The organism is Salmonella enterica subsp. arizonae, assembly GCF_008692845.1.
Lineage (GTDB): Bacteria > Pseudomonadota > Gammaproteobacteria > Enterobacterales > Enterobacteriaceae > Salmonella > Salmonella arizonae.
The window spans coordinates 366,344-391,912 of the sequence record NZ_VXJW01000001.1; the positions used below are offsets into that span (position 1 = coordinate 366,344).

General features: G+C 48.8%; 25 protein-coding genes and 1 pseudogene. 13 read left to right on the plus strand and 13 right to left on the minus strand.

What is annotated here, in order from left to right; genetic code table 11:
* Positions 1–38: 38 nt before the first annotated feature.
* On the minus strand, positions 39–599 hold the full coding sequence (gene speG, locus F4V61_RS01945; RefSeq protein ID WP_000199999.1) for a spermidine N1-acetyltransferase: 561 nt from the start codon (positions 597–599) through the stop codon (positions 39–41).
* Positions 600–634: 35 nt separating this feature from the next.
* Positions 635–976 carry a DUF1283 family protein gene (locus F4V61_RS01950; RefSeq protein ID WP_001110005.1) on the minus strand — a complete coding sequence of 114 codons (342 nt, stop codon included), beginning with the start codon at positions 974–976 and terminating at the stop codon, positions 635–637.
* A 153-nt stretch (positions 977–1,129) separates the two neighbouring features.
* Between F4V61_RS01950 and F4V61_RS01955 the strand changes: the two genes are divergently transcribed.
* From F4V61_RS01955 to F4V61_RS01980, 5 genes are all read left to right on the plus strand, one after another.
* Complete coding sequence (locus F4V61_RS01955; protein ID WP_000921384.1) at positions 1,130–1,456, plus strand: YnfA family protein; 327 nt, start codon at positions 1,130–1,132, stop codon at positions 1,454–1,456.
* 121 nt (positions 1,457–1,577) lie between these two features.
* Positions 1,578–2,792, plus strand: coding sequence for a starvation-sensing protein RspA (gene rspA, locus F4V61_RS01960; protein WP_079799510.1), 1,215 nt, complete (start codon positions 1,578–1,580; stop codon positions 2,790–2,792).
* 10 nt (positions 2,793–2,802) lie between these two features.
* Positions 2,803–3,822, plus strand: coding sequence for a Zn-dependent oxidoreductase (locus tag F4V61_RS01965; RefSeq protein WP_058345311.1), 1,020 nt, complete (start codon positions 2,803–2,805; stop codon positions 3,820–3,822).
* Positions 3,823–3,875: 53 nt separating this feature from the next.
* A complete protein-coding gene (locus tag F4V61_RS01970; RefSeq protein WP_058345310.1) occupies positions 3,876–5,255 on the plus strand; it encodes an MFS transporter in 1,380 nt (459 codons plus the stop codon).
* 143 nt (positions 5,256–5,398) lie between these two features.
* Positions 5,399–6,865 (plus strand): mannitol dehydrogenase family protein, encoded by a 1,467-nt coding sequence (locus tag F4V61_RS01980; protein ID WP_080161119.1) that lies wholly within the window; start codon positions 5,399–5,401, stop codon positions 6,863–6,865.
* A gap of 66 nt (positions 6,866–6,931) precedes the next feature.
* Here F4V61_RS01980 and ydfZ read toward each other — a convergent pair whose 3' ends face one another.
* The 3 genes from ydfZ to ydfG all read right to left on the minus strand — a co-directional run bounded on the left by ydfZ (position 6,932) and on the right by ydfG (position 8,877).
* Positions 6,932–7,135, minus strand: a complete 204-nt coding sequence (gene ydfZ / locus F4V61_RS01985; protein ID WP_000989267.1) for a putative selenium delivery protein YdfZ — start codon at positions 7,133–7,135, stop codon at positions 6,932–6,934.
* Between the two features lie 180 nt (positions 7,136–7,315).
* On the minus strand, positions 7,316–8,002 hold the full coding sequence (locus F4V61_RS01990; protein ID WP_079799513.1) for a GntR family transcriptional regulator: 687 nt from the start codon (positions 8,000–8,002) through the stop codon (positions 7,316–7,318).
* Between the two features lie 128 nt (positions 8,003–8,130).
* Positions 8,131–8,877 (minus strand): bifunctional NADP-dependent 3-hydroxy acid dehydrogenase/3-hydroxypropionate dehydrogenase YdfG, encoded by a 747-nt coding sequence (gene ydfG / locus F4V61_RS01995; RefSeq protein WP_038396021.1) that lies wholly within the window; start codon positions 8,875–8,877, stop codon positions 8,131–8,133.
* A 137-nt stretch (positions 8,878–9,014) separates the two neighbouring features.
* On the opposite strand from ydfG, the gene dcp reads away from it, so the two are divergent.
* A complete protein-coding gene (gene dcp, locus F4V61_RS02000) occupies positions 9,015–11,057 on the plus strand; it encodes a peptidyl-dipeptidase Dcp (protein ID WP_000106247.1) in 2,043 nt (680 codons plus the stop codon).
* A 342-nt stretch (positions 11,058–11,399) separates the two neighbouring features.
* Positions 11,400–11,582, plus strand: a complete 183-nt coding sequence (locus F4V61_RS02005) for a general stress protein (RefSeq protein ID WP_000807640.1) — start codon at positions 11,400–11,402, stop codon at positions 11,580–11,582.
* Positions 11,583–11,701: 119 nt separating this feature from the next.
* Here F4V61_RS02005 and F4V61_RS02010 read toward each other — a convergent pair whose 3' ends face one another.
* Positions 11,702–12,229 carry a 2-oxo-tetronate isomerase gene (locus F4V61_RS02010; protein ID WP_080161118.1) on the minus strand — a complete coding sequence of 176 codons (528 nt, stop codon included), beginning with the start codon at positions 12,227–12,229 and terminating at the stop codon, positions 11,702–11,704.
* 427 nt (positions 12,230–12,656) lie between these two features.
* Between F4V61_RS02010 and F4V61_RS02015 the strand changes: the two genes are divergently transcribed.
* Entirely contained in the window at positions 12,657–13,049 is a 393-nt protein-coding gene (locus tag F4V61_RS02015; protein ID WP_079828776.1) for a YdeI family stress tolerance OB fold protein, read from the plus strand.
* 338 nt (positions 13,050–13,387) lie between these two features.
* Here F4V61_RS02015 and mgtS read toward each other — a convergent pair whose 3' ends face one another.
* The 5 genes and pseudogenes from mgtS to marR all read right to left on the minus strand — a co-directional run bounded on the left by mgtS (position 13,388) and on the right by marR (position 15,482).
* Positions 13,388–13,483, minus strand: a complete 96-nt coding sequence (gene mgtS / locus F4V61_RS02020; protein WP_000901531.1) for a protein MgtS — start codon at positions 13,481–13,483, stop codon at positions 13,388–13,390.
* A 231-nt stretch (positions 13,484–13,714) separates the two neighbouring features.
* Positions 13,715–14,217: pseudogene (locus tag F4V61_RS02025) on the minus strand (efflux MFS transporter YdeE); the annotation flags it as partial.
* A 64-nt stretch (positions 14,218–14,281) separates the two neighbouring features.
* Complete coding sequence (locus F4V61_RS02030) at positions 14,282–14,710, minus strand: autotransporter domain-containing protein (RefSeq protein WP_306292190.1); 429 nt, start codon at positions 14,708–14,710, stop codon at positions 14,282–14,284.
* Positions 14,644–15,027, minus strand: a complete 384-nt coding sequence (gene marA / locus F4V61_RS02035; protein WP_000091193.1) for an MDR efflux pump AcrAB transcriptional activator MarA — start codon at positions 15,025–15,027, stop codon at positions 14,644–14,646. The genes F4V61_RS02030 and marA overlap by 67 nt, the downstream gene beginning before the upstream one ends.
* Positions 15,028–15,047: 20 nt before the next feature.
* Entirely contained in the window at positions 15,048–15,482 is a 435-nt protein-coding gene (gene marR / locus F4V61_RS02040; protein ID WP_000843433.1) for a multiple antibiotic resistance transcriptional regulator MarR, read from the minus strand.
* 258 nt (positions 15,483–15,740) lie between these two features.
* Here marR and F4V61_RS02045 point away from each other — a divergent pair, with 258 nt between their 5' ends.
* Entirely contained in the window at positions 15,741–16,406 is a 666-nt protein-coding gene (locus tag F4V61_RS02045; RefSeq protein ID WP_000968973.1) for a MarC family NAAT transporter, read from the plus strand.
* A 45-nt stretch (positions 16,407–16,451) separates the two neighbouring features.
* On the opposite strand, the gene F4V61_RS02050 is transcribed toward F4V61_RS02045, so the two are convergent.
* Complete coding sequence (locus F4V61_RS02050) at positions 16,452–17,642, minus strand: sugar transporter (RefSeq protein ID WP_000154606.1); 1,191 nt, start codon at positions 17,640–17,642, stop codon at positions 16,452–16,454.
* Positions 17,643–17,756: 114 nt separating this feature from the next.
* Positions 17,757–18,629 (minus strand): putrescine utilization regulator PtrR, encoded by an 873-nt coding sequence (gene ptrR / locus F4V61_RS02055; protein ID WP_000366531.1) that lies wholly within the window; start codon positions 18,627–18,629, stop codon positions 17,757–17,759.
* 102 nt (positions 18,630–18,731) lie between these two features.
* Here ptrR and sad point away from each other — a divergent pair, with 102 nt between their 5' ends.
* The 4 genes from sad (at position 18,732) to F4V61_RS02075 (ending at position 25,402) form a co-directional block, all read left to right on the plus strand.
* Positions 18,732–20,120: a succinate-semialdehyde dehydrogenase gene (gene sad, locus F4V61_RS02060; protein ID WP_079829672.1), complete on the plus strand. Its 1,389-nt coding sequence runs from the start codon at positions 18,732–18,734 to the stop codon at positions 20,118–20,120.
* A gap of 72 nt (positions 20,121–20,192) precedes the next feature.
* A complete protein-coding gene (gene glsB, locus F4V61_RS02065; RefSeq protein WP_079799519.1) occupies positions 20,193–21,119 on the plus strand; it encodes a glutaminase B in 927 nt (308 codons plus the stop codon).
* Positions 21,119–21,478 (plus strand): DUF4186 domain-containing protein, encoded by a 360-nt coding sequence (locus F4V61_RS02070; RefSeq protein ID WP_000992458.1) that lies wholly within the window; start codon positions 21,119–21,121, stop codon positions 21,476–21,478. The genes glsB and F4V61_RS02070 overlap by 1 nt, the downstream gene beginning before the upstream one ends.
* 540 nt (positions 21,479–22,018) lie before the next feature.
* Complete coding sequence (locus F4V61_RS02075) at positions 22,019–25,402, plus strand: DUF4765 family protein (protein ID WP_150363952.1); 3,384 nt, start codon at positions 22,019–22,021, stop codon at positions 25,400–25,402.
* Positions 25,403–25,569 lie beyond the last annotated feature (167 nt).

Genomic DNA, 25,569 nt, shown 5'->3' on the forward strand with positions numbered 1-25,569 from the left:
CGCGTGCTGTGCGACTCTCCGTGACTACCGCGCCGCGTTTACTGCGCGGTGGGTTTCAGGAGCGTAGAACCGGACGTTTTATGCTCATCCAGATACTGCTGCTGGAAGATGCACATACGGATGGTGTTACGGTATTCGCCGTTAATGAAGAACTCATGAATCAACTCGCCTTCTACTCTAAACCCGAGTTTACGGTAGATGTGAATAGCTTTTTCATTCTCTTTATCGACGATCAAATACAATTTATAGAGATTGAGTACGGTAAATCCGTAATCCATCGCCAGTTTGGCCGCGCGTGACGCCAGGCCTTTCCCTTGGTACTCCGGCGAGATAATAATCTGAAATTCCGCCCGGCGATGCACATGGTTAATTTCCACCAGCTCCACCAGCCCGGCGTTTTCACCGTCGCATTCGACGACAAAGCGCCGCTCGCTTTGGTCATGGATATGTTTGTCGTAAAGGTCCGACAGTTCGACAAAGGCCTCATACGGCTCTTCAAACCAGTAACGCATGACGCTGGCATTGTTATCAAGCTGGTGGACAAATCGTAAATCTTCACGCTCAAGCGGGCGCAGCCTGACGTTGTAGTCGCTTGTCATACTGTATCCTTACACTTCTTTCCGGTTATCCTGTATCAGGGCGTAATAACGCGACCTGTACGGCGATCCAGACACCGCAGGGTATTAGGTTCCCAATAGGCGTTGATGTTGGCGCTTTGTTCGCATTTATCTCGGTTATCAAAGGCGGCATCGGCTTTGTCCCACTCTTTTTCTGCGCGGGTATTCACTTTCTGACGCAGACTGCGGGTGTCGTTCCATTGTTCCTTTTCCATCGCCGCTTCCTGACGGCTTTGTGCGCTATCTCCCGATTCAATTACCAGTTTACTGGTTTCAGCGAATGCGGAAGTGGTATACACAACGGCAGCCAGCGTAAGCATTGCCGTCAGGCACAGGCGTTTGCTCAGCGTATAGTTCATCACAACATCCTTTCTTAAGAGGAGAAAAAAGCGGTAAAACACCTTTAAATTCTACACCAATCCTTATGCCTGGGATATACACAAGAATGACGGGATAACCGTAGCGATATTCTGTCGTATTATCACTTATCTTTTCGTAACCAAATGACTCTCATGCTAAAGACGACACTGCTTTTCTTTGTTACCGCACTCTGTGAAATCATAGGGTGTTTTCTTCCCTGGTTATGGATTAAGCGCGGCGCCAGCGTGTGGTGGCTTCTTCCCGCCGTGGCATCACTGGCGTTATTCGTCTGGCTGTTGACCCTGCATCCGGCTGCCAGCGGGCGGGTTTATGCGGCTTACGGTGGGGTATATGTCTGTACTGCGCTCCTGTGGCTACGCGTTGTCGATGGCGTCAGGCTTACTGTCTATGACTGGTGCGGCGCGCTGATCGCGCTGTGCGGAATGTTGATTATCGTCGTCGGATGGGGACGTACGTAACATTGCCGCGCGGCCAGAGCATTTTGTGATCTGGCCGCGCTTTTTAGATCAATATACTTGTATGGTAGTAGCTTAGTTGGGTAAATTTCCTGCATCCCATAATGCGATGTAAGGAATAAAAATGAAGATTGTAGGGGCTGAAGTTTTTGTTACGTGTCCAGGGCGTAACTTCGTCACCTTAAAAATAACCACGGAAGATGGTATTACCGGTCTGGGAGATGCCACCCTGAACGGACGTGAGCTTTCTGTGGCTTCGTACCTTAATGATCACCTGTGCCCCCAGCTTATCGGACGGGACGCTCACCGCATCGAAGATATCTGGCAGTTCTTCTACAAAGGCGCGTACTGGCGCCGTGGCCCTGTCACCATGTCCGCCATTTCCGCGGTTGATATGGCGCTATGGGATATTAAAGCCAAAGCCGCCAATATGCCGTTGTATCAGTTACTCGGCGGCGCTTCTCGTGAAGGCGTCATGGTGTATTGCCATACCACAGGCCACACCATCGACGATGTGCTGGAAGACTACGCGCGTCATAAAGAGCAAGGGTTCAAAGCAATCCGCGTACAGTGCGGCGTTCCGGGGATGAAAACCACCTACGGCATGGCGAAAGGCAAGGGGCTGGCCTATGAACCCGCGACAAAAGGCCAGTGGCCGGAAGAACAATTGTGGTCAACGGAAAAGTATCTCGATTTTACGCCAAAGCTGTTTGACGCCGTGCGTAATACGTTCGGTTTTAATGAACATCTTCTGCACGATATGCATCACCGGCTGACGCCTATTGAGGCTGCCCGCTTTGGCAAATGTATTGAAGACTATCGTTTGTTCTGGATGGAAGACCCGACGCCGGCTGAAAATCAGGAGTGCTTTCGCCTGATCCGCCAGCATACGGTCACGCCGATTGCCGTAGGCGAAATCTTTAACAGTATCTGGGATTGCAAGCAGCTCATTGAAGAGCAATTGATTGACTATATCCGCACCACGATTACCCATGCCGGGGGCATTACCGGTATGCGCCGCATTGCTGATTTTGCCTCGCTTTACCAGGTGCGTACTGGTTCGCACGGGCCGTCCGATCTGTCGCCGGTTTGTATGGCCGCTGCATTACATTTCGATCTGTGGGTGCCTAACTTTGGCGTGCAGGAGTTTATGGGCTACTCCGAGCAGATGCTGGAGGTTTTCCCGCATAACTGGACGTTCGAGGGCGGCTATATGCATCCGGGCGACAAGCCAGGACTGGGCATTGAGTTTGATGAAAAACTGGCGGCGAAATATCCATACGATCCAGCCTATTTGCCGGTGGCCCGCCTGGAAGACGGCACACTGTGGAACTGGTAAGGAGCGAAAAATGAAAAGCATCGTAATCGAAAAACCGAATACATTAACCATCGAAACGCGCGCGCTTCCGCAGCCTGCGCCGGGTGAAGTTCGCATTAAAGTGAAACTGGCGGGTATCTGCGGTTCCGATAGCCATATTTATCGGGGACACAATCCTTTCGCAAAATATCCCCGCGTGATTGGCCACGAATTTTTCGGCGTCATTGACGCCGTAGGTGACGATATTAATAGTGCGAGGATAGGAGAACGGGTGGCGGTCGATCCGGTGATCAGTTGCGGGCATTGTTACCCTTGCTCAGTGGGTAAACCCAATGTGTGTACTTCGTTGGTGGTGCTGGGCGTGCATCGTGACGGCGGCTTCAGTGAGTATGCGGTGGTTCCGGCCCGCAATGCTCACCGTATACCGGATAGCGTTGCGGACCATCATGCTGTCATGGTTGAGCCGTTTACCATTGCGGCAAATGTAACGGGACAGGTGAATCCAACCGAGCAGGACGTGGCGCTTATCTATGGCGCAGGCCCGATGGGATTGACGACCGTACAGGCGCTGAAGGGGGTCTATCAGGTTAACACCGTGATAGTTGTTGATCGCATTGAAGAGCGTTTAGCGATGGCGAAGCAGAGCGGTGCTGACTGGACCCTCAATAATGGTCAACATTCACTGGCGGAATTTCTACAGGAGAAGGCGCTAAAACCGACATTGATTGTCGATGCCGCCTGTCATCCCGCTATCCTGCAAGAGGCGATTACCCTTGCATCGCCTGCGGCACGCATTGTCCTGATGGGATTTTCCAGCGACCCGTGTGAGTTTATACAGCAGGGCATTACCGGAAAAGAGCTGACTATTTATTCATCGCGTCTTAATGCCAATAAATTCCCGGTCGTGATTGACTGGCTGAATAAAGGGCTTATTGATCCGGATAAGCTGATAACCCATACATTTGATTATCAACATGTCACTGATGCGATTGAGCTTTTCGAGAAAGACCAGCGTCAATGCTGCAAAGTCTTACTCTCTTTTGCGAAATAATATAAATAATTGCGAGTAAGTAGTACGCATCTTACCTCTTAGAGATTGCCTATATGACACAAATAAAGCATGAACGATCGACTCAGGATTTAGTGCGCGCTGCCGTATCTGGCTGGTTAGGCACCGCGCTTGAATTTATGGACTTTCAGTTATATTCACTAGGCGCGGCTCTGGTCTTCCATGAAATATTTTTCCCGGAACAGTCTGCCGCGATGGCGCTTATTCTGGCAATGGGCACCTATGGTGCAGGTTATATAGCCAGAATTGTCGGTGCATTTGTTTTTGGCAAAATGGGCGACCGCATCGGACGAAAAAAAATATTGTTTATTACTATCACCATTATGGGGATCTGCACCACGCTGATTGGCGTACTACCGACGTATGCGCAAATCGGCATTTTTGCGCCAGTATTACTGGTGACATTGCGCATTATACAGGGACTGGGCGCTGGGGCGGAAATTTCCGGGGCAGGTACCATGCTGGCCGAGTATGCGCCGAAAGGAAAGCGTGGCATCATCTCCTCGCTGGTCGCGATGGGCACCAACTGCGGTACGTTGAGCGCGACGGCGATCTGGGCGGTGATGTTCTTTGCGCTTGACCGCGAACAACTGGTCGCCTGGGGATGGCGTATTCCTTTCCTGGCGAGCGTCGTTGTCATGATATTCGCGATCTGGCTGCGAATGAATCTGAAAGAAAGCCCGGTATTCGAAAAAGTAAGCGAAGGCGAAAAATCGCCAGCGTTAACGCCTGCGTCAGAAAATACGTTGGGTGCGATGTTTACCAGCAAATCTTTCTGGCTGGCCACCGGTTTACGTTTTGGGCAGGCGGGGAATTCCGGGCTTATTCAAACATTCCTTGCCGGATATTTAGTTCAGACGTTATTACTCAACAAATCTATCCCAACCGATGCGTTAATGATAAGTTCTGTAATTGGCTTTATTACTATCCCATTATTAGGATGGTTGTCAGATAAATACGGACGTCGGCTGCCGTATATAATATTGAATTTCTCCGCGATTATTCTCGCCTGGCCGATGCTGTCTATTGTGGTAGATAAAACGTATAGCCCTGGTGTAATTATGGCAGCGCTCATTGTTATTCATAACTTTGCCGTGCTGGGATTATTTGCGCTGGAAAACATCACCATGGCGGAAATTTTCGGATCGCGTAATCGCTTCACCCGGATGGCGATTTCAAAAGAGGCAGGGGGGCTGGTGGCTGTCGGTTTTGGCCCCGTCCTCGCAGGGATCTTTTGTAACATGACCGATTCCTGGCTGCCCATCTTAATTATGCTGGTGCTCTACTCGTGTATTGGTCTGATTTCTGCGCTGTTGATGCCGGAGGTCAGAGATCGCGACCTGAGTTTGTCTGAGGATGCGGCGGAAGCGACAGCGGCAGAGAAGTTACGCCACTCCGCAACCCAGACGAGTTAAATCGTGTCGACGGTATGGCCGGAACGCTAATGCGGTTTCGGCCATGCTGTCCGGCCACTTTTGTTTAATTAGCGTAAATCCAAATGCACCAGGGCAGGCGTGACTCTGCGACTGTTCCGCTTTCAGAATATAGAGGTTATAAAATGCAAAACAGGCTTTTATCGGCAAAGGCGACGCTTCCTGATTACGATCGCACGGCGCTGGCGGCGCGGATGGTCCATCTCGGTTTTGGCGCGTTTCATCGCGCGCATCAGGGGGTTTATACAGATATTCTGGCTGCAGAGCAGCATAGCGACTGGGGCTATTATGAGGTTAACCTTATTGGCGGCGAACAGCAGATTGCCGATCTAAAGCAGCAGGATAACCTCTATACCGTGGCGGAGATGTCGGCGGAAGCCTGGACGGCGCGTGTGGTGGGCGTCGTCAAAGCGGCGTTGCACGTACAGGTGGATGGTCTGGAACGTGTGCTGGCGGCGATGTGCGAACCGCAGATAGCGATTGTGTCTCTGACCATTACCGAGAAAGGGTATTGTCATTCGCCAGCCACGGGCCAACTTCTGCTGGAACACCCTATGATTGCCGCCGACCTGCGAAATCCGCATCAACCGCTAACGGTGCCGGGTGTCATTGTTGAAGCGTTAGCGCGTCGTAAAGCCGCAGGCTTACCGGCATTTACCGTGATGTCCTGCGATAATATGCCGGAAAACGGGCATGTGACGCGTAATGTCGTGACAGCTTACGCCCGGTCGTTGGATGCGGAACTGGCGATATGGATCGAGCAAAACGTAACATTTCCGTCAACGATGGTTGACCGGATTGTCCCTGCGGTCACGCCGGAGACGCTGGATAAAATGGCGCAGTTGACCGGCGTTTACGATCCGGCGGGCGTCGCCTGTGAACCGTTTCGTCAGTGGGTAATAGAAGATAAGTTTGTGGCTGGTCGTCCGCAGTGGGAAAATGCAGGCGCGACGTTGGTCGCCGACGTGATTCCGTTTGAAGAGATGAAACTGCGAATGCTTAACGGCAGTCATTCATTCCTGGCTTATCTGGGGTATCTTGCCGGCTATCAGCATATTAATGACTGCATGGCTGACGACAACTATCGTCTGACTGCGCAGGCATTAATGTTACGCGAGCAAGCGCCAACGCTGAAAGTTCAGGGGGCAGATTTACAGCGTTATGCAGATCGGTTGATTGCGCGTTACTGTAATCCGGCGCTGCGTCATCGTACCTGGCAGATTGCGATGGATGGCAGCCAGAAACTTCCGCAGCGTATGCTGGACTCCGTTCGCTGGCATCTTGCTAACCATAGCGATTTTGATTTGCTGGCGCTGGGCGTGGCGGGATGGATGCGTTACGTTGGCGGCGTGGATGAGCAGGGCAAAGCGATCGACGTCAGCGATCCTCTATTGCCGGTTATTCAGCGCGCCGTGGCAAACAGTGAAGAAGGCGCAAGCCGTGTTGAGGCGCTGCTGGGAATTGCAGACATTTTTGGCAACGATCTGCCGCAGGCGGCGCGGTTTACGCAAAAAGTGAAAGAAGCCTATGATGGGTTACTAACGTATGGAGCGAAAGCGAGCGTGGCGAAATATGCCGAGCGGTTGAAATAGCGCTACAGAGACCCGGTAGCATTATGCTACCGGGAAGGCCGGGACGGATCTTAGCGACCAGTGGTATCAGTTCATGCCAAGACGAATCAGTTCGACCGGCGCGAATTTACCTTCACAACCTTCGACAATCACCGTTTTGCCGCGGCGAATTTGACCTGCATCCAGACCTTCGCTCTCAATGGCTTTGATAATCCCGGTATGGCCCGTGCCGCTTATCATGACCCGGCTACCGGTAGTGATTGCGTTACGGTTACGATCGTATGTCATCATGGTGTTTTCTCCTTTCAAACTTACTGCCAAAGCCCGCGGGTTTCCCCGCATGACGGGCGACATATAAATACGCTTATCGTTACGGATTTTTTTTGTTTTTGATCAAGCTCACGGCTTTTTAAGCAGGAATGTGCAGGGTGAGAAAGCGGAGAAGGGGGCTCACCCCGAAGTTAAAGGGGGTTAGTCTTCGCTAAACCAGCCGCTGTTTTCCAGACGGATAAGCTGGACGGATTCGCTAATTTCCTGCAAATGCTGGGTCATTGCGCTCTCAACCGCATTGCCGTCGCGTTTTTCCAGCGCGGAGAAAATATCATGGTGCTGGCGCAACAACATCTCCGGCGGAGAAACATGATCCAGACTCATATAGCGAACCCGGTCAATCGTAGCTTTGATGTTTTCAATGGTATCCCACGCTAACTGGCAATCGGCGATCTGCGCCAGCTTTTGGTGGAAATCGTCATCAAGCTGGAAAAAATCATCAATTTGTTTGCGCTCGATGGCAATGTGCTGCAGGTGTAGGTTTTGCGCCAGTTGATAGCACTGTTCATCGGTGATCATAGCCGCCGCGCGCCGGACTACCGCGCATTCGATAGCCTGTCGTACAAAGCAGCCATTCTGTACCTGAGAAAGCGAAATTTTATTCACATAACTACCGCGCTGAGGGCGGATCTGAATCAACCCATTTTCCGCCAGCTTTATAAAGGCCTCGCGTACCGGCTGACGCGAAACGCTAAAACGGGTTGAGACCTCTTTTTCTGATAGCGGCGTGCCGGGTGGGATCAGACAATGCACGATATCACGCCGAAGGATACGGTAAATCTGCTGATTGACAGGCTGTGTAGGGTTAAGCTGCGTTTCGACGGTCATTCATTCTTACTTTTTAGACGGTTGACCCGGATATGCTACCACTTTTCTGCTGTGGTCCATACCGATCATGTTTCTGGTTGCGGATACGTTGCTATGGATTACCCGGCCCGCAGACCGGGTATAAAACCTTAACCACGGTGGACGCTGAGCCCTGCGAAGGATTGGGTAACGGGCATCATTTCAACGGTATTAATATTCACATGCGCGGGGAGTGTGGCCACCCACCATACCGCTTCGGTAATGTCTTCCGGCGTGAGCGCGGTGGTATTTTCGTAGGTTTTACCCGCTTTCTCATCGTCGCCTTTGAAACGTACGCTGGAAAACTCTGTACCGCCAACCAGACCCGGTTCAATGTCAGTCACGCGAACCGCCGTGCCGTGTAAATCCGTGCGCAAGTTCAGGCTAAACTGGCGCACAAAAGCTTTCGTCGCGCCATAGACGTTGCCACCGGCATACGGCCAACTGCCTGCAGTCGAACCGATGTTAATAATATGACCGCGATTACGTTCGACCATTCCTGGCAGCAGGGCGCGGGTCATATAAATTAAGCCTTTATTATTGGTATCGATCATAGTTTCCCAGTCTTCCACGCTGGCTTTATGCGCCGGTTCAAGACCCAGCGCCAGACCGGCGTTATTGACCAGCACATCAATATCGCGCCACTGCGCGGGCAGAGAGGCCATCATCTCTTCAATGGCCGCTCGGTTGCGCACGTCAAGTTGGGCGGTCAATACGTTATCGCCAAGCTCATCTTTTAATGCTTGCAGGCGTTCATGACGGCGTCCCGTGGCAATGACTTTATGTCCATTCTCAACAAAACGGCGCGCAATGCATTCGCCAAACCCTGCGGTTGCTCCAGTTACTAAAACGATCATCACACTGTTCCTCAACGCTTTTTGTGTTGTATTACCATAGCACGCGGCGTTTATGAAAGGGTAATCCTGGTTAACACGATTGCGGTCAGCATAGGGGAAGCTTACTCTTATGATCAACCTATTTTCAGGAGTGAAGAATGTCGACGAATCCTTTTTTAGACCAGAGTAGGTTGCCCTATCAGGCACCGCGTTTTGATCGGATCAAAGATTGCCATTATCGTCCTGCTTTTGATGAGGGCGTGCGGCAAAAACGCGTGGAAATCGAGGCCATCGTCAATCATCCGGCGGCCCCTGACTTTACGAATACGCTTCTGGCGCTGGAGCAAAGCGGGGCGCTACTGTCGCGCGTCACCAGCGTTTTTTTTGCGATGGCCGCCGCGCACACTAATGATGAGCTCCAGCGGCTGGATGAAGTATTTTCTGCCGGGCTGGCGGCGCTCTCCACCGATATTTATCTGAATGGCGCGTTATTTGCTCGCGTTGACGCCGTTTGGCAGCAGCGTCACTCGATGGGGCTGGATGACGAGTCGCTACGGCTGGTCGATGTTATCCATCAGCGTTTTGTACTGGCAGGCGCGCAGCTTGCCGAAGAGGACAAGGCGCGACTGAAAGTATTGAATACCGAATCCGCGACCTTAATGAGTCAGTTTAATCAGCGCCTGCTGGCGGCAAATAAAGCAGGCGGGCTGGCGGTAGAGGATGCGCATTGCCTGGAAGGATTAAGTCCGGAAGAAATTGCCGTCGCCGCCGAAGCGGCGCGTGAAAAAGGCCTGGAGGAGCGCTGGTTCATTCCGCTCCTTAATACGACGCAGCAGCCTGCGCTTGCTGCGCTGCGCGATCGCCAGACCCGCAAAAATTTATTCACGGCGTCATGGACTCGTGCGGAAAAAGGAGATGCTCACGATACCCGCGCTATCATTCAGCGTCTGGCAGAGATTCGTCGCTGTCAGGCTAAACTGCTGGGTTTCCCCAATTATGCCGCATGGAAAATCGCCGATCAGATGGCGAAAACCCCGCAAGCCGCGCTCAACTTTATGCGTGATCTTGTGCCGCCAGCACGCCAGCGCGTGCTCAATGAACAGGCGGAAATCCAGAATGTCATTGATAGTGAGCAGGGCGGTTATTCCGTTCAGCCCTGGGACTGGATGTTCTATGCCGAACAGGTACGGCGGGAAAAATATGCGTTGGATGAAGCGCAACTGAAGCCCTATTTCGCCTTAAATACGGTGTTGCAAGAGGGAGTTTTCTGGACCGCCAACCAGCTATTCGGCATCACCTTCGTCGAACGTTTTGACATCCCGGTGTACCATCCTGATGTACGGGTATGGGAAATTTTTGATTCTGATGGCGTCGGCATGGCGTTATTTTATGGCGACTTTTTCGCGCGGGATTCGAAAAGCGGCGGCGCATGGATGGGGAATTTTGTAGAGCAATCCACGCTCAACGGAACCCGGCCTGTTATATACAACGTCTGTAACTATCAGAAACCTGTCGATGGGCAGCCAGCATTACTGCTGTGGGACGATGTTATTACGCTCTTCCATGAGTTTGGTCATACGTTACATGGTTTGTTTGCCGTCCAGCGCTATGCCACGCTTTCAGGTACCAATACGCCCCGTGATTTTGTCGAATTTCCTTCCCAAATTAATGAGCATTGGGCGAGTCATCCTCGTGTATTCGAACGCTACGCGCGTCATGCTGGAAGTGGTGAAAAAATGCCTGCTGATTTACAGGAAAAAATGCGCCAGGCGAGTTTATTTAATAAAGGTTACGATATGACTGAATTGCTCGGCGCCGCGTTGCTGGATATGCGCTGGCATATGCTGGAGGTGAGCGTCACGGAGCTGTCTGTCGCTGATTTCGAGCAGCAAGCGCTGGCCGCCGAGCATCTTGCTTTACCGGCGGTGCCGCCTCGCTATCGCAGCAGCTATTTCGCCCATATTTTTGGCGGCGGGTACGCCGCAGGATACTATGCCTATTTATGGACGCAAATGTTAGCGGACGACGGTTATCAATGGTTTGTTGAGCAGGGCGGCCTGACGCGTGAAAACGGGCAGCGTTTTCGTGAAGCTATTCTTTCCAGGGGGAATAGCGCTGATTTAGAATCGCTTTATTCAGCCTGGCGTGGACATGAACCGCATATTGGTGCCATGTTGCAATATCGCGGACTTGATCACTAAGCAGATACGGTTGTTCGACATTGTCGAACAACCGCCTGAAAGATGAATCATTCACCCCTGATGACAGCCTGCGAAATTTACGACGTAAAATTGTCTGATTATAAATAGCGAGTTTATTCGGATTTTTCTGCCTATTTTCTGTGATGACTTGATTGCTATCAATTTATTACCGCTTCGCTTTCGTGATTTTCGAAAATATATTTTCGCCAGATGGCGCTATTATGTAAATAAAGTGGAAATGAATTTGACACTGCGTGCAGGACGGCTAAATTTAGAACTGTATCACATGATATGAGAAGACATATCATATTTAAAACGCAACAACATCATGAGGATTATATTATGGCAGAACATCGCGGCGGTTCCGGTAACTTTGCTGAAGATAAAGAGAAAGCATCAGAAGCGGGTCGTAAAGGCGGCCAGCATAGCGGTGGGAACTTTAAAAACGATCCACAGCGCGCATCTGAGGCGGGTAAAAAAGGCGGCCAAAATAGTCACAGTGGCGGACGTAAATCCGACAAGTAATTTTACTCGTGATATTTTGTGAATATATTCTGAAACATTACGTACAGTATGCGGGCCATCAGGCTCGCATTTTTTATTCTGACCGGGAGTTATTCTGACCGGTCAGATGAAATTATTGTTTATGCTTTCTTTGTTAACAGAAAAAGCAATTCAGCGAGGGCAAATCGTACAGATTTGTCTAATACTTCCTGACAATCTCCGGTAAAATGTTGTTGGGTTGTAAAGGTCGTATTGTTAATATTCCAGGCAAACCAAACGGTGCCCGCCGGTGTGCCATCTTCGCCGCCTTCCGGCCCGCCATAGCCGCTGATCGCAATACTGATATCAACCGCTGCCTGATCTTTAGCCCCTTGCGCCATTTCAGTGACGACCGCTTCACTGACGGCGGTATGTTTCGCAAGGCTGTTGCGTTGTACGCGTAAGATTTTTGCTTTGGCTTCATCAGTAAAGGTGACATAACCCACACCGTAAAATGAGGGCGTATCTTCTGCTGCGCACAATGCTGAAGCCAGTTTCCCGCCAGTGCAGGATTCTGCAGTGGTCAGACGGAGTTTCTGGTTAACCAGTAAATCACCAAGTTTTTTTGTCAGGCTATCGACGGATTCGGCTTTATCAAGGGTGACAATATCGTGCTGTTCTAATCTCATCGTTTATTTTTCCGTTACCAGAGACAAAAGAAATCTGTTCGTTCTCCTCAAGTATGGCATATTTATTTTATGACATTGTCAGTGAATGATTATTTTATCCAGTTACCAACAAACCCGCTGTTCCATAACTTGCTTACTTTCCTGCGGCGATAAATGTCATTGATTATGCGTAAGGCCATTATCCTCAAAAAATAAAGCCGATTATTCTGAATTGCTATCAAGACGTTGATGCATATGACTTCAGCTATGTGGCAAGGTCTCTATTACACCGTTACGCTTTCGCGCTCACCGGCGCTGATATCGGTTGCATATTAATCCGGATGGGTTGATTTTATTGCTTAATATTCTGCGGGTAAATTCATGTTTGTAAAAACTAAAAATAGCGGCCAGACTTAATACGTCAAATAGACGTTATTAAGGAGAGAGCATGAAACTACAGGTGGCTGCATTTTTAAGTTTTCTGATAATGCCTTACGCGCTAGCGGATGATCAAGGGGGATTAAAAAAAGACGTGGCACCGCCGCCGCCTCATGCTATTGAGGATGGTTATCGCGGTACGGATGATGCAGAAAAAATGACCATCGAACAGGCAAAAACCCTGCATGATGGCGCGACCGTTTCGCTGCGCGGCAACCTTATTGATCATAAAGGCGACGAACGCTATGTATTTCGTGATAAATCCGGCGAGATTAACGTGATAATTCCTTCCGCCGTATTTGATGGGCGGGAAGTTCAGCCGGATCAAATGATCAATATTAACGGTAGTCTGGACAAGAAAGCGAAGGAAGCGGTTGTTCGCGTGAGCCGGCTACAAAAGTAATGAGTACTAATCGGCAATTTCCGGGTCAGCCGCGTATGGGAAGTACGATGAGTCTTACAAAATGCGGCAAGGTGGAGACAAAAGGCTTCATAATGCCTTATTCAGGCCTGGTTGCGCATCGTTTAATATTCATTGATATTAAGGGTGCTACAGTCGTTAACGATCCGTTATCCTCGCAAGAATTTGCCCGGTAGCGTATAAGCAAAACACAAATCTATCCATGCAAGCATTTACCGCTGGTGAACCGGCGGTTTTTTTTGCCTGCCATCCAGACAAAAGCGGCCCCTTGCGCAACGATGCAGCAAGGGGCCGGCTCTGCGAGGGATTATCTCCGTTCATTAATCATCCCATTTGTGACTGAACCAGGCGGCCAGAAATCCGGAAAATAAAATAATTCCTAATACAACGATAAAAAGGTTAATACTGCCTAACATCTCGTTTCTCCTTATTTTAGCGTGCATCCTCTTTTTTTTAAAAAATCATGCAAGACTATAGTACTAATTTGCGCATAAGCAAAGTCTGAATTGTGCATTTATTTTACAGCAAGGGTTAAACGTTAGCGTATTTTCGTCGGCGTCCACGAATACTCCTGAATTATCGCGTTAGTCGCAGATAATTAGCCTGCAATATATAGGGGTAATGTGCGCATCACCGGTTACTGATAATTAACGGACGATGGCCTGTCCCGCAGGGGGAATAGGCATTCCGTTTAACACCAGCGCCCAGGCGGGAAGCGTCGTCAGGATCACGCCGCTGGCCAGCGAGTTTACCGCCGCTCCCAACCAGCCCAGCGATTGCGCTGAAAAATAGCTGGCTTTCATGCCGACAGGCGTAATGTTATCGATTAACATATATTCGACAGGGGCATAAATAATTTCGGCAATCGTGAATACCGCCGCCGAGAGCACCAAAAAAACAGATTGTCGCCTGAAAAAATAAATCCGCTGAGACCGAAGATAAAAAAGAAAGTACCTGTCGTCATCATCGATCGAATATTGACGGCGGTAGGCCTGCGGCCAACGGCGTATTGCAAACTGACCATAATAACCGCATTAAGCGGCAGGACGACGGCTATCACTTTTTTCGTGAAGCCGCTACTGGCAACGACCATAACGTACTGTGAAATACAGGAAGCAAATGCGCCTCCCATAAATGACGCCAGAGATGCCATTACATCAGCATGATTCAAAAGCCCGATGAACTGGCGCCATCGGGCGTGTTGCGGTTGGCTATCAGAAGCTAAGTTGCCAGGTGGCGTTAATCATCTGATCGTTATTGTGACTGGAAGTATTAACGCTATAGCCCAGCCCCCAGCGCATGTCGCCTTTCAGTAATTTTACGCCGATCTGGCCTGCAAACGTGGTCTTCTCAATGAGGTTGGCGCTAATACCATCGCTGGCGTTATATCCGATATCGCCCGTTATGTTGACGCGTCCGTTACGCCAGCTCTGATAAAGAGAAATACCCCAGAAATCCACGTCGTTATGCGTTGAGTTAAAATCTTCCCGGGAATCCGTGTTGCCGTGTTCGGCATGGAGGGCCGCGCCGATACGCCATGTCCCTCTGGCGTTATCTTTGCATAGCGCATATACAACTAGCAGTTGCCATGATTCAGCGGCAGCATATACCGTGATTCGCCATGCATATTTGTGATCCGGTATTTATGCGGCGGCACGTCAAAATAGTTTTTGAACGTCCGGGTTAATGTTTGTTGTGACTCGAAACCATAGCGTTCCGCCAGATAGAGAATGGGTTCGTTGCTCTCTTTTAATTTTTGCGCGATTTCCGTCATCTTACGGCTGCGGATGTATTGGCCTAATGAATGACCGGTCTCTTTTTTAAACATCCGTTGCAGGTGCCATTTGGAGTACCCTGAACGCTCAGACACTTTTTCCAGTGAGAGCGGCGATTCCAGGTTATCCTCGATCCAGTCCAAAATGCTATGAATAGTAATAGCGTCAGTGTTGCGTCTGGACATCGTCATACCTCTTTTTTTATCTACGGCAGAATTTTCTTGAGCAAATACTCAAGCGTTGCCACTTCGTCCGCAGTTAAGTTTTTTGTTAATTCCTGATGCAGGTCTTGTCTTGGCTGTTGATGACATTGCTCACAGATTGCCGCGCCCTCTGGCGTTAGCTTCACCAGTACGCCGCGTTTGTCATTAGGATTCGGCAGTCTTTCGATCCAGCCTTTGCACAGCAGACGGTCAAGCATCCGCGTCAACGCACCGAGATCGACAGACAGCACTTTTTTAAGTTCAACCGGGGTAATGCATCCCGCGCAGCGTATCGAGCAAAGCACTTTAAACTGTGATGCGGTGATATCCAGCGGGGATAAGTAGTCATTTAACAGGCGATCTTTTTTCTGATTTACCATGTAGATCAAGCGACCCAGCGGAATGATTTCATTGAACAGATCACTGGTGCTTTTCAAAATGGTTGCCCCGGCAAGTAATTAGTTGCTTCAGATACTATTGCCCAGGCAAGTATAAGTCAACTGAATGAATTAACCGATGCCACGATTTGCTAAAAGATGTACGAGGTAATGTGCTGTGATAACCTGTAACTGATTGATAATTACAGCTTATAGGTTACGGAAGTTATCGACTTGCGTACTGGCAAAATGGCGCGTCGGGGCTGTTACACTTTATACTTCCGGTTCATGCAACGCTGATGGGTAAGAGATAGTATTATGATGGATTTGTTTAAAGCGATTGGATTGGGGCTGGTTGTACTGCTCCCTTTAGCCAATCCGCTAACCACCGTGGCGCTGTTTCTTGGCCTTGCGGGCAACATGAATAGCACGGAACGTAACCGGCAGTCATATATGGCTTCGGTCTATGTCTTCGCCATTATGATGGTGGCGTACTACGCCGGGCAGTTAGTCATGAACACCTTCGGTATTTCCATTCCAGGGCTACGGATCGCCGGGGGATTAATCGTGGCGTTTATCGGCTGCAGAATGCTTTTCCCGCAGCAGAAAGCGCATGAGTCGCCGGAAGCGAAAAGCAAATCGGAGGAGCTGGCGGACGAACCGACGGCCAATATTGCGTTTGTTCCGCTGGCAATGCCAAGCACCGCGGGACCGGGGACCATCGCAATGATTATCAGTTCTGCCTCCACGGTGCGTCATGGCGGCGAGTTTCCCGACTGGGTCATTACGGTCGCGCCGCCGATTATTTTCCTTGCCGTGGCGGTGATCCTTTGGGGGTGCTTACGCAGTTCCGGTGCTATCATGCGGCTGGTGGGAAAAGGGGGGATTGAAGCAATTTCCCGCTTAATGGGATTCCTGCTGGTGTGTATGGGCGTACAATTTATTATCAACGGCGTGTTGGAAATTATTAAAACGTACCACTAAGGCGCTTTTTCGTCTGCCGGGAACGCGTTCCCGGCAGCGAATGCTTTAACGCGGCTGTTCTTCCAGCGTCACGGGCCATTTACGGAATATGAGCACAGCCCATACCAGCGCCGCACAGGCGGGTACAGCGCCAATATAACCGATGGTCGACATTGACCAGTGCAAACTCACCTGATTTCCTGCCAGCGCGCCAGCGCCAATACCGATATTAAAGATGCCTGAAAATAGCGCCATCGCGACATCGGTAGCATCCGGCGCCAGCGCTAACACTTTCACCTGCATACCGAGCCCTATCACCATAATCGCGATTCCCCAAAAAATACTCAGCAGGGCCAGATGCGCTTCGCTATCCGCCGCAGGCAGCAGCAGAAGCAGACAGACAACCAGCAAAGAAATAGCGATACTGACGAGCAACGAGGCATGCTGATTACCCAGTTTGCCAAACACAAGGCTGCCGATGATCCCTGCGCCGCCCAGGATCAGTAACAGAACGGTAGCAAAATTCGCACTGAGCCCGGCTACATTCTGGACGAAGGGTTCAATATAGCTATAAGCCGTGTAATGCGCTGTCACCACAACGGCGGTCAGTAAATAAAGGCTCATCAGCGCCGGGCGTCGGAATAGCAAAGGTAAACTTTTTAGTGAGCCGGAATGTTCGCTCGGCAATTTCGGTAGAAGCTTAATCAGGCATATCAGCGTAATTAATGCGCCCATACCGATGGCAAAGAAAGTGGTGCGCCAGCCAAAATACTGGCCAACAACGCGGCCTATCGGCAGTCCAAGCACCATGGCCAGCGCGGTTCCGGTCGCTATCAGACTTAATGCCTGCGCGCGTTTTCCGGCAGGGGCCAGGCGGATCGCCAGAGATGCGGTTATCGACCAGAAAATAGCGTGGGTGAAAGCGATGCCGATACGGCTAATGACCAGCACGGTAAAGTTCCACGCCAGGAAGGAGAGCACGTGACTGGCAATAAACAGAACAAACAGACAAATGAGTAGTTTACGGCGCTCTATTTGACTGGTGAGGAGCATAAAAGGCAGCGACATTACGGCAACTACCCAAGCATAAATGGTTAGCATGATGCCGACCTGCGCGGTTTGCATATGAAAGCTTTCGGCAATGTCTGACAGTAAACCGACCGGCACAAATTCCGTGGTATTGAAAATAAAAGCGGCGATAGCAAGCGTAACTACCCGTAGCCACGCGACTTTGCGGGAAACTGGATTGATAGTCATAGATTATTTCGGGTTAGTTGCGAAAAGGTGAGGGCACGATCTTAAAACGTTTACTGGCGAAAAGACAATCATTTTGTGAGCTGCATCTCATTTACTTCGCAGGCCGTCTTGTTTTTAGTCGGTACTCGATAGTTGGGCATTAAGTAACTCTATAAATGCTTCGAGCTGGCGCGTCATCGCCCCGCGACGCCAGATTAGCCATGTGGTAAGCCAGCGCCACTTTTCCGCCAGCGGCCAGGCCTCCACCTGATAATGCCCTGGCATACTATTGAGCATACTTGCTGGCATCAGCGCAATACCTGCGCCGGCTATCACGCACGCCAGCATTCCATGATATGACTCCATTTCATGAATCGTACCAGGCATAGCGCCATCGGCATGAAACCAGCTTTCGAAATGCCGCCGGTAAGAACAGTTGGCGCGAAAAGCATAGATGTTACAACCATTCACGTCGCTTGCCCGCGATACCACGGGATGGCCATGCGGCGCGACAATCATCATCTCTTCCGGGTAGACCGGCATACCTTCCAGCCCCGGATGCATGAGCGGACCATCAATAAAGGCGGCGTTTAGCTTTCCTTCGAGCACGCCCTCCAGCATGGCGCCGGAAGAACCTGTCGTTAATGCGAACTGAATTTTAGGGTAACGCTGGTTAAAACCCGCCAGTAGCGCGGGGATACGGACGGCGGCAGTGCTTTCCAACGCGCCGAGTGAAAACAGTCCCTGCGGCTCTTCTCCGGCGACCACCATGCGGGCTTCATCAACCAGCGCCAGGATCTGCTGGCTGTAACGTAAAAAGTTATGCCCGGCTGGCGACAGCCTGAGGCGTTGGTTTTCGCGAATAAATAGAGAAACGCCCAGATCGGCTTCAAGCTGGCGGATGCGTGTTGTCAGGTTGGACGGAACGCGGTGTACTTTTGCCGCCGCCTGCGTAATGCTGCCCGTCAGAGCGACAGCGTTAAACATCTCCAGTTGCGTCAGGTCCATAGGTTTCTCAATTCATGAATAGTGTGGTTAATATTATTCATTTTTCAGAAATGGTAAAGGGCGTCATGATGGTATGACTCCCCTGATAACGAGAGAAAGCACATGACCATGATGACTCCAACACCGGCGCTATCCATTAACCCTGCGACCGGACAGACGCTGGCGACAATGCCCTGGGCTAACGCGCAAGAGATTGAACATGCCCTGAATCTGGCGGCGAAAGGCTTCAAACAGTGGAAAATGGCCCCCGTAACGCAACGGGCGCAAACATTACGCGACATTGGTCAGGCGCTTCGTACTCATGCAGAAGAGATGGCGCAATGTATTACGCGTGAAATGGGTAAACCCATAAAACAGGCGCGTGCGGAAGTGACGAAATCCGCTGCGTTATGTGACTGGTATGCGGAACATGGTCCGGCAATGCTGAATCCAGAGCCTACACGGGTAGAAAATCAGCAGGCTGTGATTGAATACCGTCCGCTGGGCGTTATTCTGGCGATAATGCCGTGGAATTTTCCTTTGTGGCAGGTGTTACGCGGTGCGGTGCCGATACTGTTGGCGGGGAATAGCTATCTATTAAAACACGCGCCTAATGTTACCGGTTGCGCGCAGATGATAGCCCGAATCTTTACGGAAGCCGGTACTCCCGCAGGCGTCTATGGATGGCTTAACGCCAGTAATGAGGGCGTGAGTCAGATGATTAACGATCCACGAATCGCGGCGGTGACGGTGACAGGCAGCGTGCGCGCCGGTGCAGCGATTGGCGCTCAGGCAGGTGCGGCGCTGAAAAAATGTGTGCTGGAACTGGGCGGGTCCGATCCGTTTATTGTGCTCAATGATGCCGATCTCGATTTGGCGGTAAAAGCCGCGGTTGCAGGACGTTATCAAAATACCGGACAGGTCTGCGCCGCCGCCAAACGTTTTATTGTCGAAGAGGGTATTGCGCAGGCGTTTACTGAGCGCTTTGTGGCAGCAGCCTCGGCATTAACGATGGGAGATCCCCTCGTTGAAGAGAATGATCTGGGACCGATGGCGCGCTTCGATCTGCGTGATGAACTCCATCAACAGGTGCAGACTTCTGTCGCCGAAGGCGCTCGGCTGCTGTTGGGCGGCGAGAAAATCGCCGGGGAAGGCAACTATTATGCCGCAACCGTTCTGGCTGATGTCACGCCTGACATGACCGCATTTCGTCAGGAACTTTTTGGTCCTGTCGCCGCCATTACCGTTGCAAAAGACGCGGCGCACGCCCTCGCGCTGGCGAATGACAGTGAGTTTGGTTTATCGGCGACGATCTTTACCGCCAACGATACGCTGGCCGGGGAGATGGCGGAGCGTCTTGAGTGCGGCGGAGTATTCATTAATGGGTACTCCGCCAGCGATGCGCGCGTGGCGTTCGGCGGGGTAAAGAAGAGCGGTTTCGGGCGCGAGCTTTCGCACTTTGGTTTACATGAATTTTGTAATGTGCAGACCGTCTGGAAGAACCGCGTCTAATCTTCCTGACGCCGCGTCGTGCCCTCTGCTATACTCGCAGGCCTTTTCAGACCTGCGAGCAAGGAGTATGTTGTGGCCAGGGCCATGGACAATGCAATTTTAGAGAAGATTTTACAGCGCGTTCGCCCCCTCATTGGCCAAGGCAAAGTCGCTGACTATATCCCGGCATTAGCGTCCGTCGAGGGGGCAAAGCTGGGAATAGCGATTTGTACCGTGGAGGGGCAGCATTATCAGGCGGGCGATGCGCACGAACGCTTCTCTATTCAGTCTATTTCGAAAGTGCTCAGTCTGGTGGTGGCGATGCGTCATTATCCGGAAGAGGAGATCTGGCAGCGCGTCGGAAAAGATCCTTCCGGCTCGCCGTTCAATTCGTTGGTTCAGTTAGAGATGGAACAAGGCATCCCGCGTAATCCATTTATTAATGCGGGCGCGCTGGTGGTATGTGACATGTTGCAAGGGCGGCTTAGCGCGCCGCGTCAGCGGATGCTGGAAGTTGTGCGCGCACTTTGCGGCGTATCGGATATTACGTATGATGCTACGGTCGCTCGCTCTGAATTTGAGCATTCCGCCCGTAACGCCGCTATTGCGTGGCTGATGAAATCATTCGGTAATTTTCATCATGATGTGCCTACCGTGTTGCAAAATTACTTCCATTACTGTGCGTTGAAAATGAGCTGTATGGAACTGGCGAGGACGTTTGTTTTTCTGGCGAATCAGGGCGAGGCATTTCATCTCGACGAGCCGGTAGTTACGCCCATGCAGGCCCGGCAGATTAACGCGCTAATGGCGACCAACGGCATGTATCAGAACGCCGGGGAGTTTGCCTGGCGAGTGGGATTGCCCGCTAAGTCCGGAGTGGGAGGGGGGATTGTCGCTATTGTACCGCATGAAATGGCGATTGCCGTCTGGAGTCCTGAACTGGACCCTGCAGGGAATTCTCTGGCGGGTATTGCCGCGCTTGAACAATTAACACAGACATTAGGACGCTCAGTATACTGATGAATGCGCTTGAACCACTCTTTGCCCGCCTGGCGCGATCGACATTTCGTTCGCGTTTTCGTCTTGGTGTCAAAGAAAGGCAATATTGCTGGGATAAAGGCGCGGAGGTGATTGATAGACATGCCGCTGATTTTATCGCCCAACGACTGGCACCTGCTTACCCGGCGAAGGATGGTAAGCAAACGCCGATGCGGGGCCATCCAGTGTTTATCGCGCAACATGCGACGGCGACCTGCTGTCGCGGGTGCCTGGCGAAGTGGCATCATATTCCTCAGGGAGAAACGCTGAGCGAAGCGCAACAACAATATATCGTCAGCGTTATCCATTACTGGCTGGTCAGGCAAATGAATCAGCGGTAGGGGAAGCCGATCCTTTTCCCCTATAAATCCCTTTACTATATCTTTACTTATCGCGAGTGATACGTGGCGAAAGTCAAACAATCCTTTTTAGTTACAACATACAAATAATTTATTCTTTTCAATACCTATTAGCATCGTGCTAATAACACGCCTAACAGGACTAGAAAATCTTTTCACATGAGACATTATACTAGGTATGTTATCAGCCCGACGATGGCTCGTTTTATGCGATCCTATGGTGTGAACCTGCGCAGGTTTATGGTGAGATTCGGTAGAACATTTTTGTTTTTATATTTTTGATGTTATATAACATATAAGGATGTTTTATCTAATTCTAATAAATAGCACAAAGTGTTTCACAAAGTGTTTCATTGTTGTTTACTTCATGTGGTCTAAACTTGGCTTGTCTATTTTTGTGGTAGTGTTGAATTAAAAATAGAATGTTCTGTATGTACATTTGAGAAACATTATTTGTGATTAGAACTGCTAATTTAAATCTATTCTTATGATGCCATATTGCAATTCTGGCAGGAGAAAATGATGCCCATAACATTAGAAAATATCTCAGCAAGACCATCACGGCAGACGTTAAAGATAAAAGGTATCGGAACCAGGGACACCATGCAGTACCTTTCAGCTTTGGGTGGAACATATCAGGATGCTATTTTTAATGAGCAAACATCTAATTTACCAGATGAATATATTCGGCTGGATGAGATGGCCAGAGATGAAAAACAATACAATTTAAATATTTATGAGTTTTTTTTTGAACCAACACCTGAACTTATATGCGAAGAAATTAAAACGACGTTGGATTTTCATTATTTGAACAGCCCAACCTTTCGAAGGTTAGTTAATTATAAGGTGGACTATATTATAAATAACGATATTGATACCAATAAATGCGAAGTAAAGATATCTCCGAATTATAGTTACGAAAATGCTGAAGGGGGACGTGGATATTTATCGATGCCATTTGATATAAATGGCTTTCCTATCGCCCCTGATTTTTACAATTGTGAAAATAAAATAACATCAGAAAAATTATTGTTAGATTTATTCCTGAAACATATTTTGCATGGTGATTTAAATTCAAACAATGAAGTTACATGTATTTTCTCTAATGTTATTTATAAGGAAATTGACCCCGTGGCAATTGCGCATACATTGTTGTGTTTTTCTCCGGTAAAGGTGAACAGCGAACATGAGTTATTTAATATTGATAGCATAACTGCTCTTCCTAAAAGTACTGAGCAAATTATATATGAGGGTAATGAAATTCAAAAAAGAATTCTTTCATCTTTTCATGGCAGCAATAACTTTCAGCCAGGAGCGGTTCATAAAATAGAAAGAAATATAAAGAGTATTGCTGTAACGAGTTTGTTACTCTCATCCCGAGTAACAGCAATGCCAGATAGCGCTGAAATAAAAGACAAGTATACAAAGCCAGATGGTAATCACCCCCTCTATAAAGAGCAACAACGATATCCGAGAGCGCTTCCAGAGGATCATCCCGCGCAGCAGCCGGAAAGAGATTATGTTAGAGAGATATTCTATAACCATGGTGGGCTGGCAAATCAGGTACTGCTGGCAAATCAGGTACTTTCAGTACTGAGTAGTGTGAGAGAAGATTTGTATGTAAAAGGGTATCACGAATTACTTGTGTTTTCACAAACAGGTAAATGGCCCCAAAATGGGAGAGAAATTGCCAGCGAGTATATGTTTGAAAAAATAAAGAATTATATAGAAAAAGGAACGACTATAACACTCCATAATGGAAGACTTATTACATTTTATCAATTTATAATAGATCGATTAGAATGTCAGTACGAAATGTTTGAAGTATTAGCCAGAGATATGGTGGTTCATCCAGAAACAAAAGAGTCTGGACATTATTTACACCACTTGAAAAGGAAGTTCATCACCCCCCATACCCCAAGCTTTGAAAAGCTATATGGCCGTAATGTTATTTCAAGAGTTCTTGATGATATTAATCTTTACAGAAAAACCACACGAAAATCAAAACTATTAAATCATCGTCAAATGCGGGCGCTTTTTAAAATTGCCCAGCTCGTCATTCATCATTTATCCAGAAACGGTGGTGATATGAAATTGCTTGAGCATAATATCAGAAAGCAAAATTACGTTATTATTTTAACTATACTTCAAAAATCTATGAACTTAAAAAATTCTGGTTCAGTTAAAGATAGGGATATAAAAAGAATATCAAGAAATATAATGGTAAACAATAAGTTAACACGACATATCGAAGAGGTAATAAGAAATAACGGCAACGGTATACAACTTCGATTAATAAAATTAGCTATCCACAAACAGTTGGACTGGGTGGAGAAACATTATAAATCAGAAGAGCATATCAAAAAACATATGGAGGAGTGTGATATATTAGGTACGTTTGATATGAATAAAATGGTAAAGAGTGCCGTTACTAGCTTTATTCATGAAGCTCAAGATATTTCAGCATCTATTTGGTTGACAACAGAACAAAAACATAATCAGCAGGTTCAGGCGCTTGAACGTTTCAAGAGTAAAGTTTCATCCATGAATGATGGTCAACAATTCGTTTATGGATTTAATAAGGTTATTCAGGAGGGCTTAGGTGGGTTGATTGAGCTGAGCTTTGATATCGATGACTCACGGCATCATCGAACCGAGTCCTCGTTATCTCCGGCATCGAGGGAGGGGCTTCATCTTTTGGGTACTATCTGGAATATTGCAACGAGTATTGTCCCTGGTTTTAATGCTCTGGCTGGTACCAGCAGCATTCTTAATCGGGCTATTGTGGAAAAATCTAGTGATGTATGTGGGTACATTCAGGATGTTATACGTATTGGTATGGAAGCTGCTCCTGTTGCAGAAGCGAAGTTTACAGAAAGGGCGTCCAACGCAAAGTATACGGGTCTCCGATTTCTTGAAAATAAAATAGAAAGAGGTGTAATACGATCGCCGATTCAGAAGGGGAGTAATTATAAAGTTATTGAGTCAATAGAGAATATTGATTTTATTTATCAAAAAAGCACTAATAAAATTCTCGAGCTAAATCCCGAGGGAAACGATGGACTCTATCGTGCTACAGGATTTAATAAAGAAACGCATGGTTATTATAAACAGTCAGGAGAAGGCTTTTACAGAAAGCAGAAATCATTTTCACCGTTGTCAACGGAAGCACCTAATACGATAAAATATGGCGAGAGGGAAATCGTTTTATCTAAAGAGCCTGGTTCAGAAACGTATCAGGGAACCTTTTCTGATACCGGAAAAAATGTAGGTATGACATTTTATAGAACTTCTGACGGTAAATTTTACCAGGCCTCTGGGCTGAAAGGGGGAGGGCCTATTCGGCATGTTGACAAGCCTTATTCAGAGTTAAGAGAAGGCGACGTTGGGTATGATGAGGAGCTTCTGGATATTTCCGATGATTCACCACTACTGGAGGACATGCTGCCTTCTCTGTCAGAAGAATTATATCCTACATCAGAAGAAAATGTGCAAAGTATATATAAAAAAATCCAGAGTGGTGATACTGCAGCAGGCGAGACTGAAGTTGTATTATGCAGGGGGACAACAGGTCCGCAGGCTGAAAATATTGTCAAGCTTAAAACAGCAGGAGGTGTGGAGGGCGCCGATCCGAATGTATTGCCTGTCTCTGAAGAAACAGCCAGGCTGCAGGTTCGGAATGGAAGAGTGGTACCTGAATATACTACAGATCTTAGTGTTGCAGACAGGTTTAGCAGGGAGCATTATCTTATTATCGTTAAGGTAAAAGCCAAATATATTACACGAGGTAGTGTAAGTGAAAGCGGCTGGGTTATGCCATATACTGCACCAGTGGAACCTGTTGGCATAATTGACCGGACGTATGGTCATGCAGAAAATATCGGACAGGCAAACGCTTCTAAGTAATAATTTTGAGCGGGGCTGTTGTAGTAACCTCCTGGATATTAAATATTTCTTTTAAACCAATATTTATCAGACCGATTAGTACGCGATATATCAGGGTGGTACAATAAATGATTATGACGCGTGCAGGGAGATCTGGAAAATGAAAAGGCTATCGGTTGTTGACGATC

Coding starts and splice junctions, on each gene's coding strand:
- speG (WP_000199999.1), bottom strand. CDS start 599: ATGACAAGCGACTACAACGTCAGGCTGCGCCCGCTTGAGCGTGAAGAT.
- F4V61_RS01950 (WP_001110005.1), bottom strand. CDS start 976: ATGAACTATACGCTGAGCAAACGCCTGTGCCTGACGGCAATGCTTACG.
- F4V61_RS01955 (WP_000921384.1), top strand. CDS start 1,130: ATGCTAAAGACGACACTGCTTTTCTTTGTTACCGCACTCTGTGAAATC.
- rspA (WP_079799510.1), top strand. CDS start 1,578: ATGAAGATTGTAGGGGCTGAAGTTTTTGTTACGTGTCCAGGGCGTAAC.
- F4V61_RS01965 (WP_058345311.1), top strand. CDS start 2,803: ATGAAAAGCATCGTAATCGAAAAACCGAATACATTAACCATCGAAACG.
- F4V61_RS01970 (WP_058345310.1), top strand. CDS start 3,876: ATGACACAAATAAAGCATGAACGATCGACTCAGGATTTAGTGCGCGCT.
- F4V61_RS01980 (WP_080161119.1), top strand. CDS start 5,399: ATGCAAAACAGGCTTTTATCGGCAAAGGCGACGCTTCCTGATTACGAT.
- ydfZ (WP_000989267.1), bottom strand. CDS start 7,135: ATGATGACATACGATCGTAACCGTAACGCAATCACTACCGGTAGCCGG.
- F4V61_RS01990 (WP_079799513.1), bottom strand. CDS start 8,002: ATGACCGTCGAAACGCAGCTTAACCCTACACAGCCTGTCAATCAGCAG.
- ydfG (WP_038396021.1), bottom strand. CDS start 8,877: ATGATCGTTTTAGTAACTGGAGCAACCGCAGGGTTTGGCGAATGCATT.
- dcp (WP_000106247.1), top strand. CDS start 9,015: ATGTCGACGAATCCTTTTTTAGACCAGAGTAGGTTGCCCTATCAGGCA.
- F4V61_RS02005 (WP_000807640.1), top strand. CDS start 11,400: ATGGCAGAACATCGCGGCGGTTCCGGTAACTTTGCTGAAGATAAAGAG.
- F4V61_RS02010 (WP_080161118.1), bottom strand. CDS start 12,229: ATGAGATTAGAACAGCACGATATTGTCACCCTTGATAAAGCCGAATCC.
- F4V61_RS02015 (WP_079828776.1), top strand. CDS start 12,657: ATGAAACTACAGGTGGCTGCATTTTTAAGTTTTCTGATAATGCCTTAC.
- mgtS (WP_000901531.1), bottom strand. CDS start 13,483: ATGTTAGGCAGTATTAACCTTTTTATCGTTGTATTAGGAATTATTTTA.
- marA (WP_000091193.1), bottom strand. CDS start 15,027: ATGTCCAGACGCAACACTGACGCTATTACTATTCATAGCATTTTGGAC.
- F4V61_RS02045 (WP_000968973.1), top strand. CDS start 15,741: ATGATGGATTTGTTTAAAGCGATTGGATTGGGGCTGGTTGTACTGCTC.
- F4V61_RS02050 (WP_000154606.1), bottom strand. CDS start 17,642: ATGACTATCAATCCAGTTTCCCGCAAAGTCGCGTGGCTACGGGTAGTT.
- ptrR (WP_000366531.1), bottom strand. CDS start 18,629: ATGGACCTGACGCAACTGGAGATGTTTAACGCTGTCGCTCTGACGGGC.
- sad (WP_079829672.1), top strand. CDS start 18,732: ATGACCATGATGACTCCAACACCGGCGCTATCCATTAACCCTGCGACC.
- F4V61_RS02070 (WP_000992458.1), top strand. CDS start 21,119: ATGAATGCGCTTGAACCACTCTTTGCCCGCCTGGCGCGATCGACATTT.
- F4V61_RS02075 (WP_150363952.1), top strand. CDS start 22,019: ATGCCCATAACATTAGAAAATATCTCAGCAAGACCATCACGGCAGACG.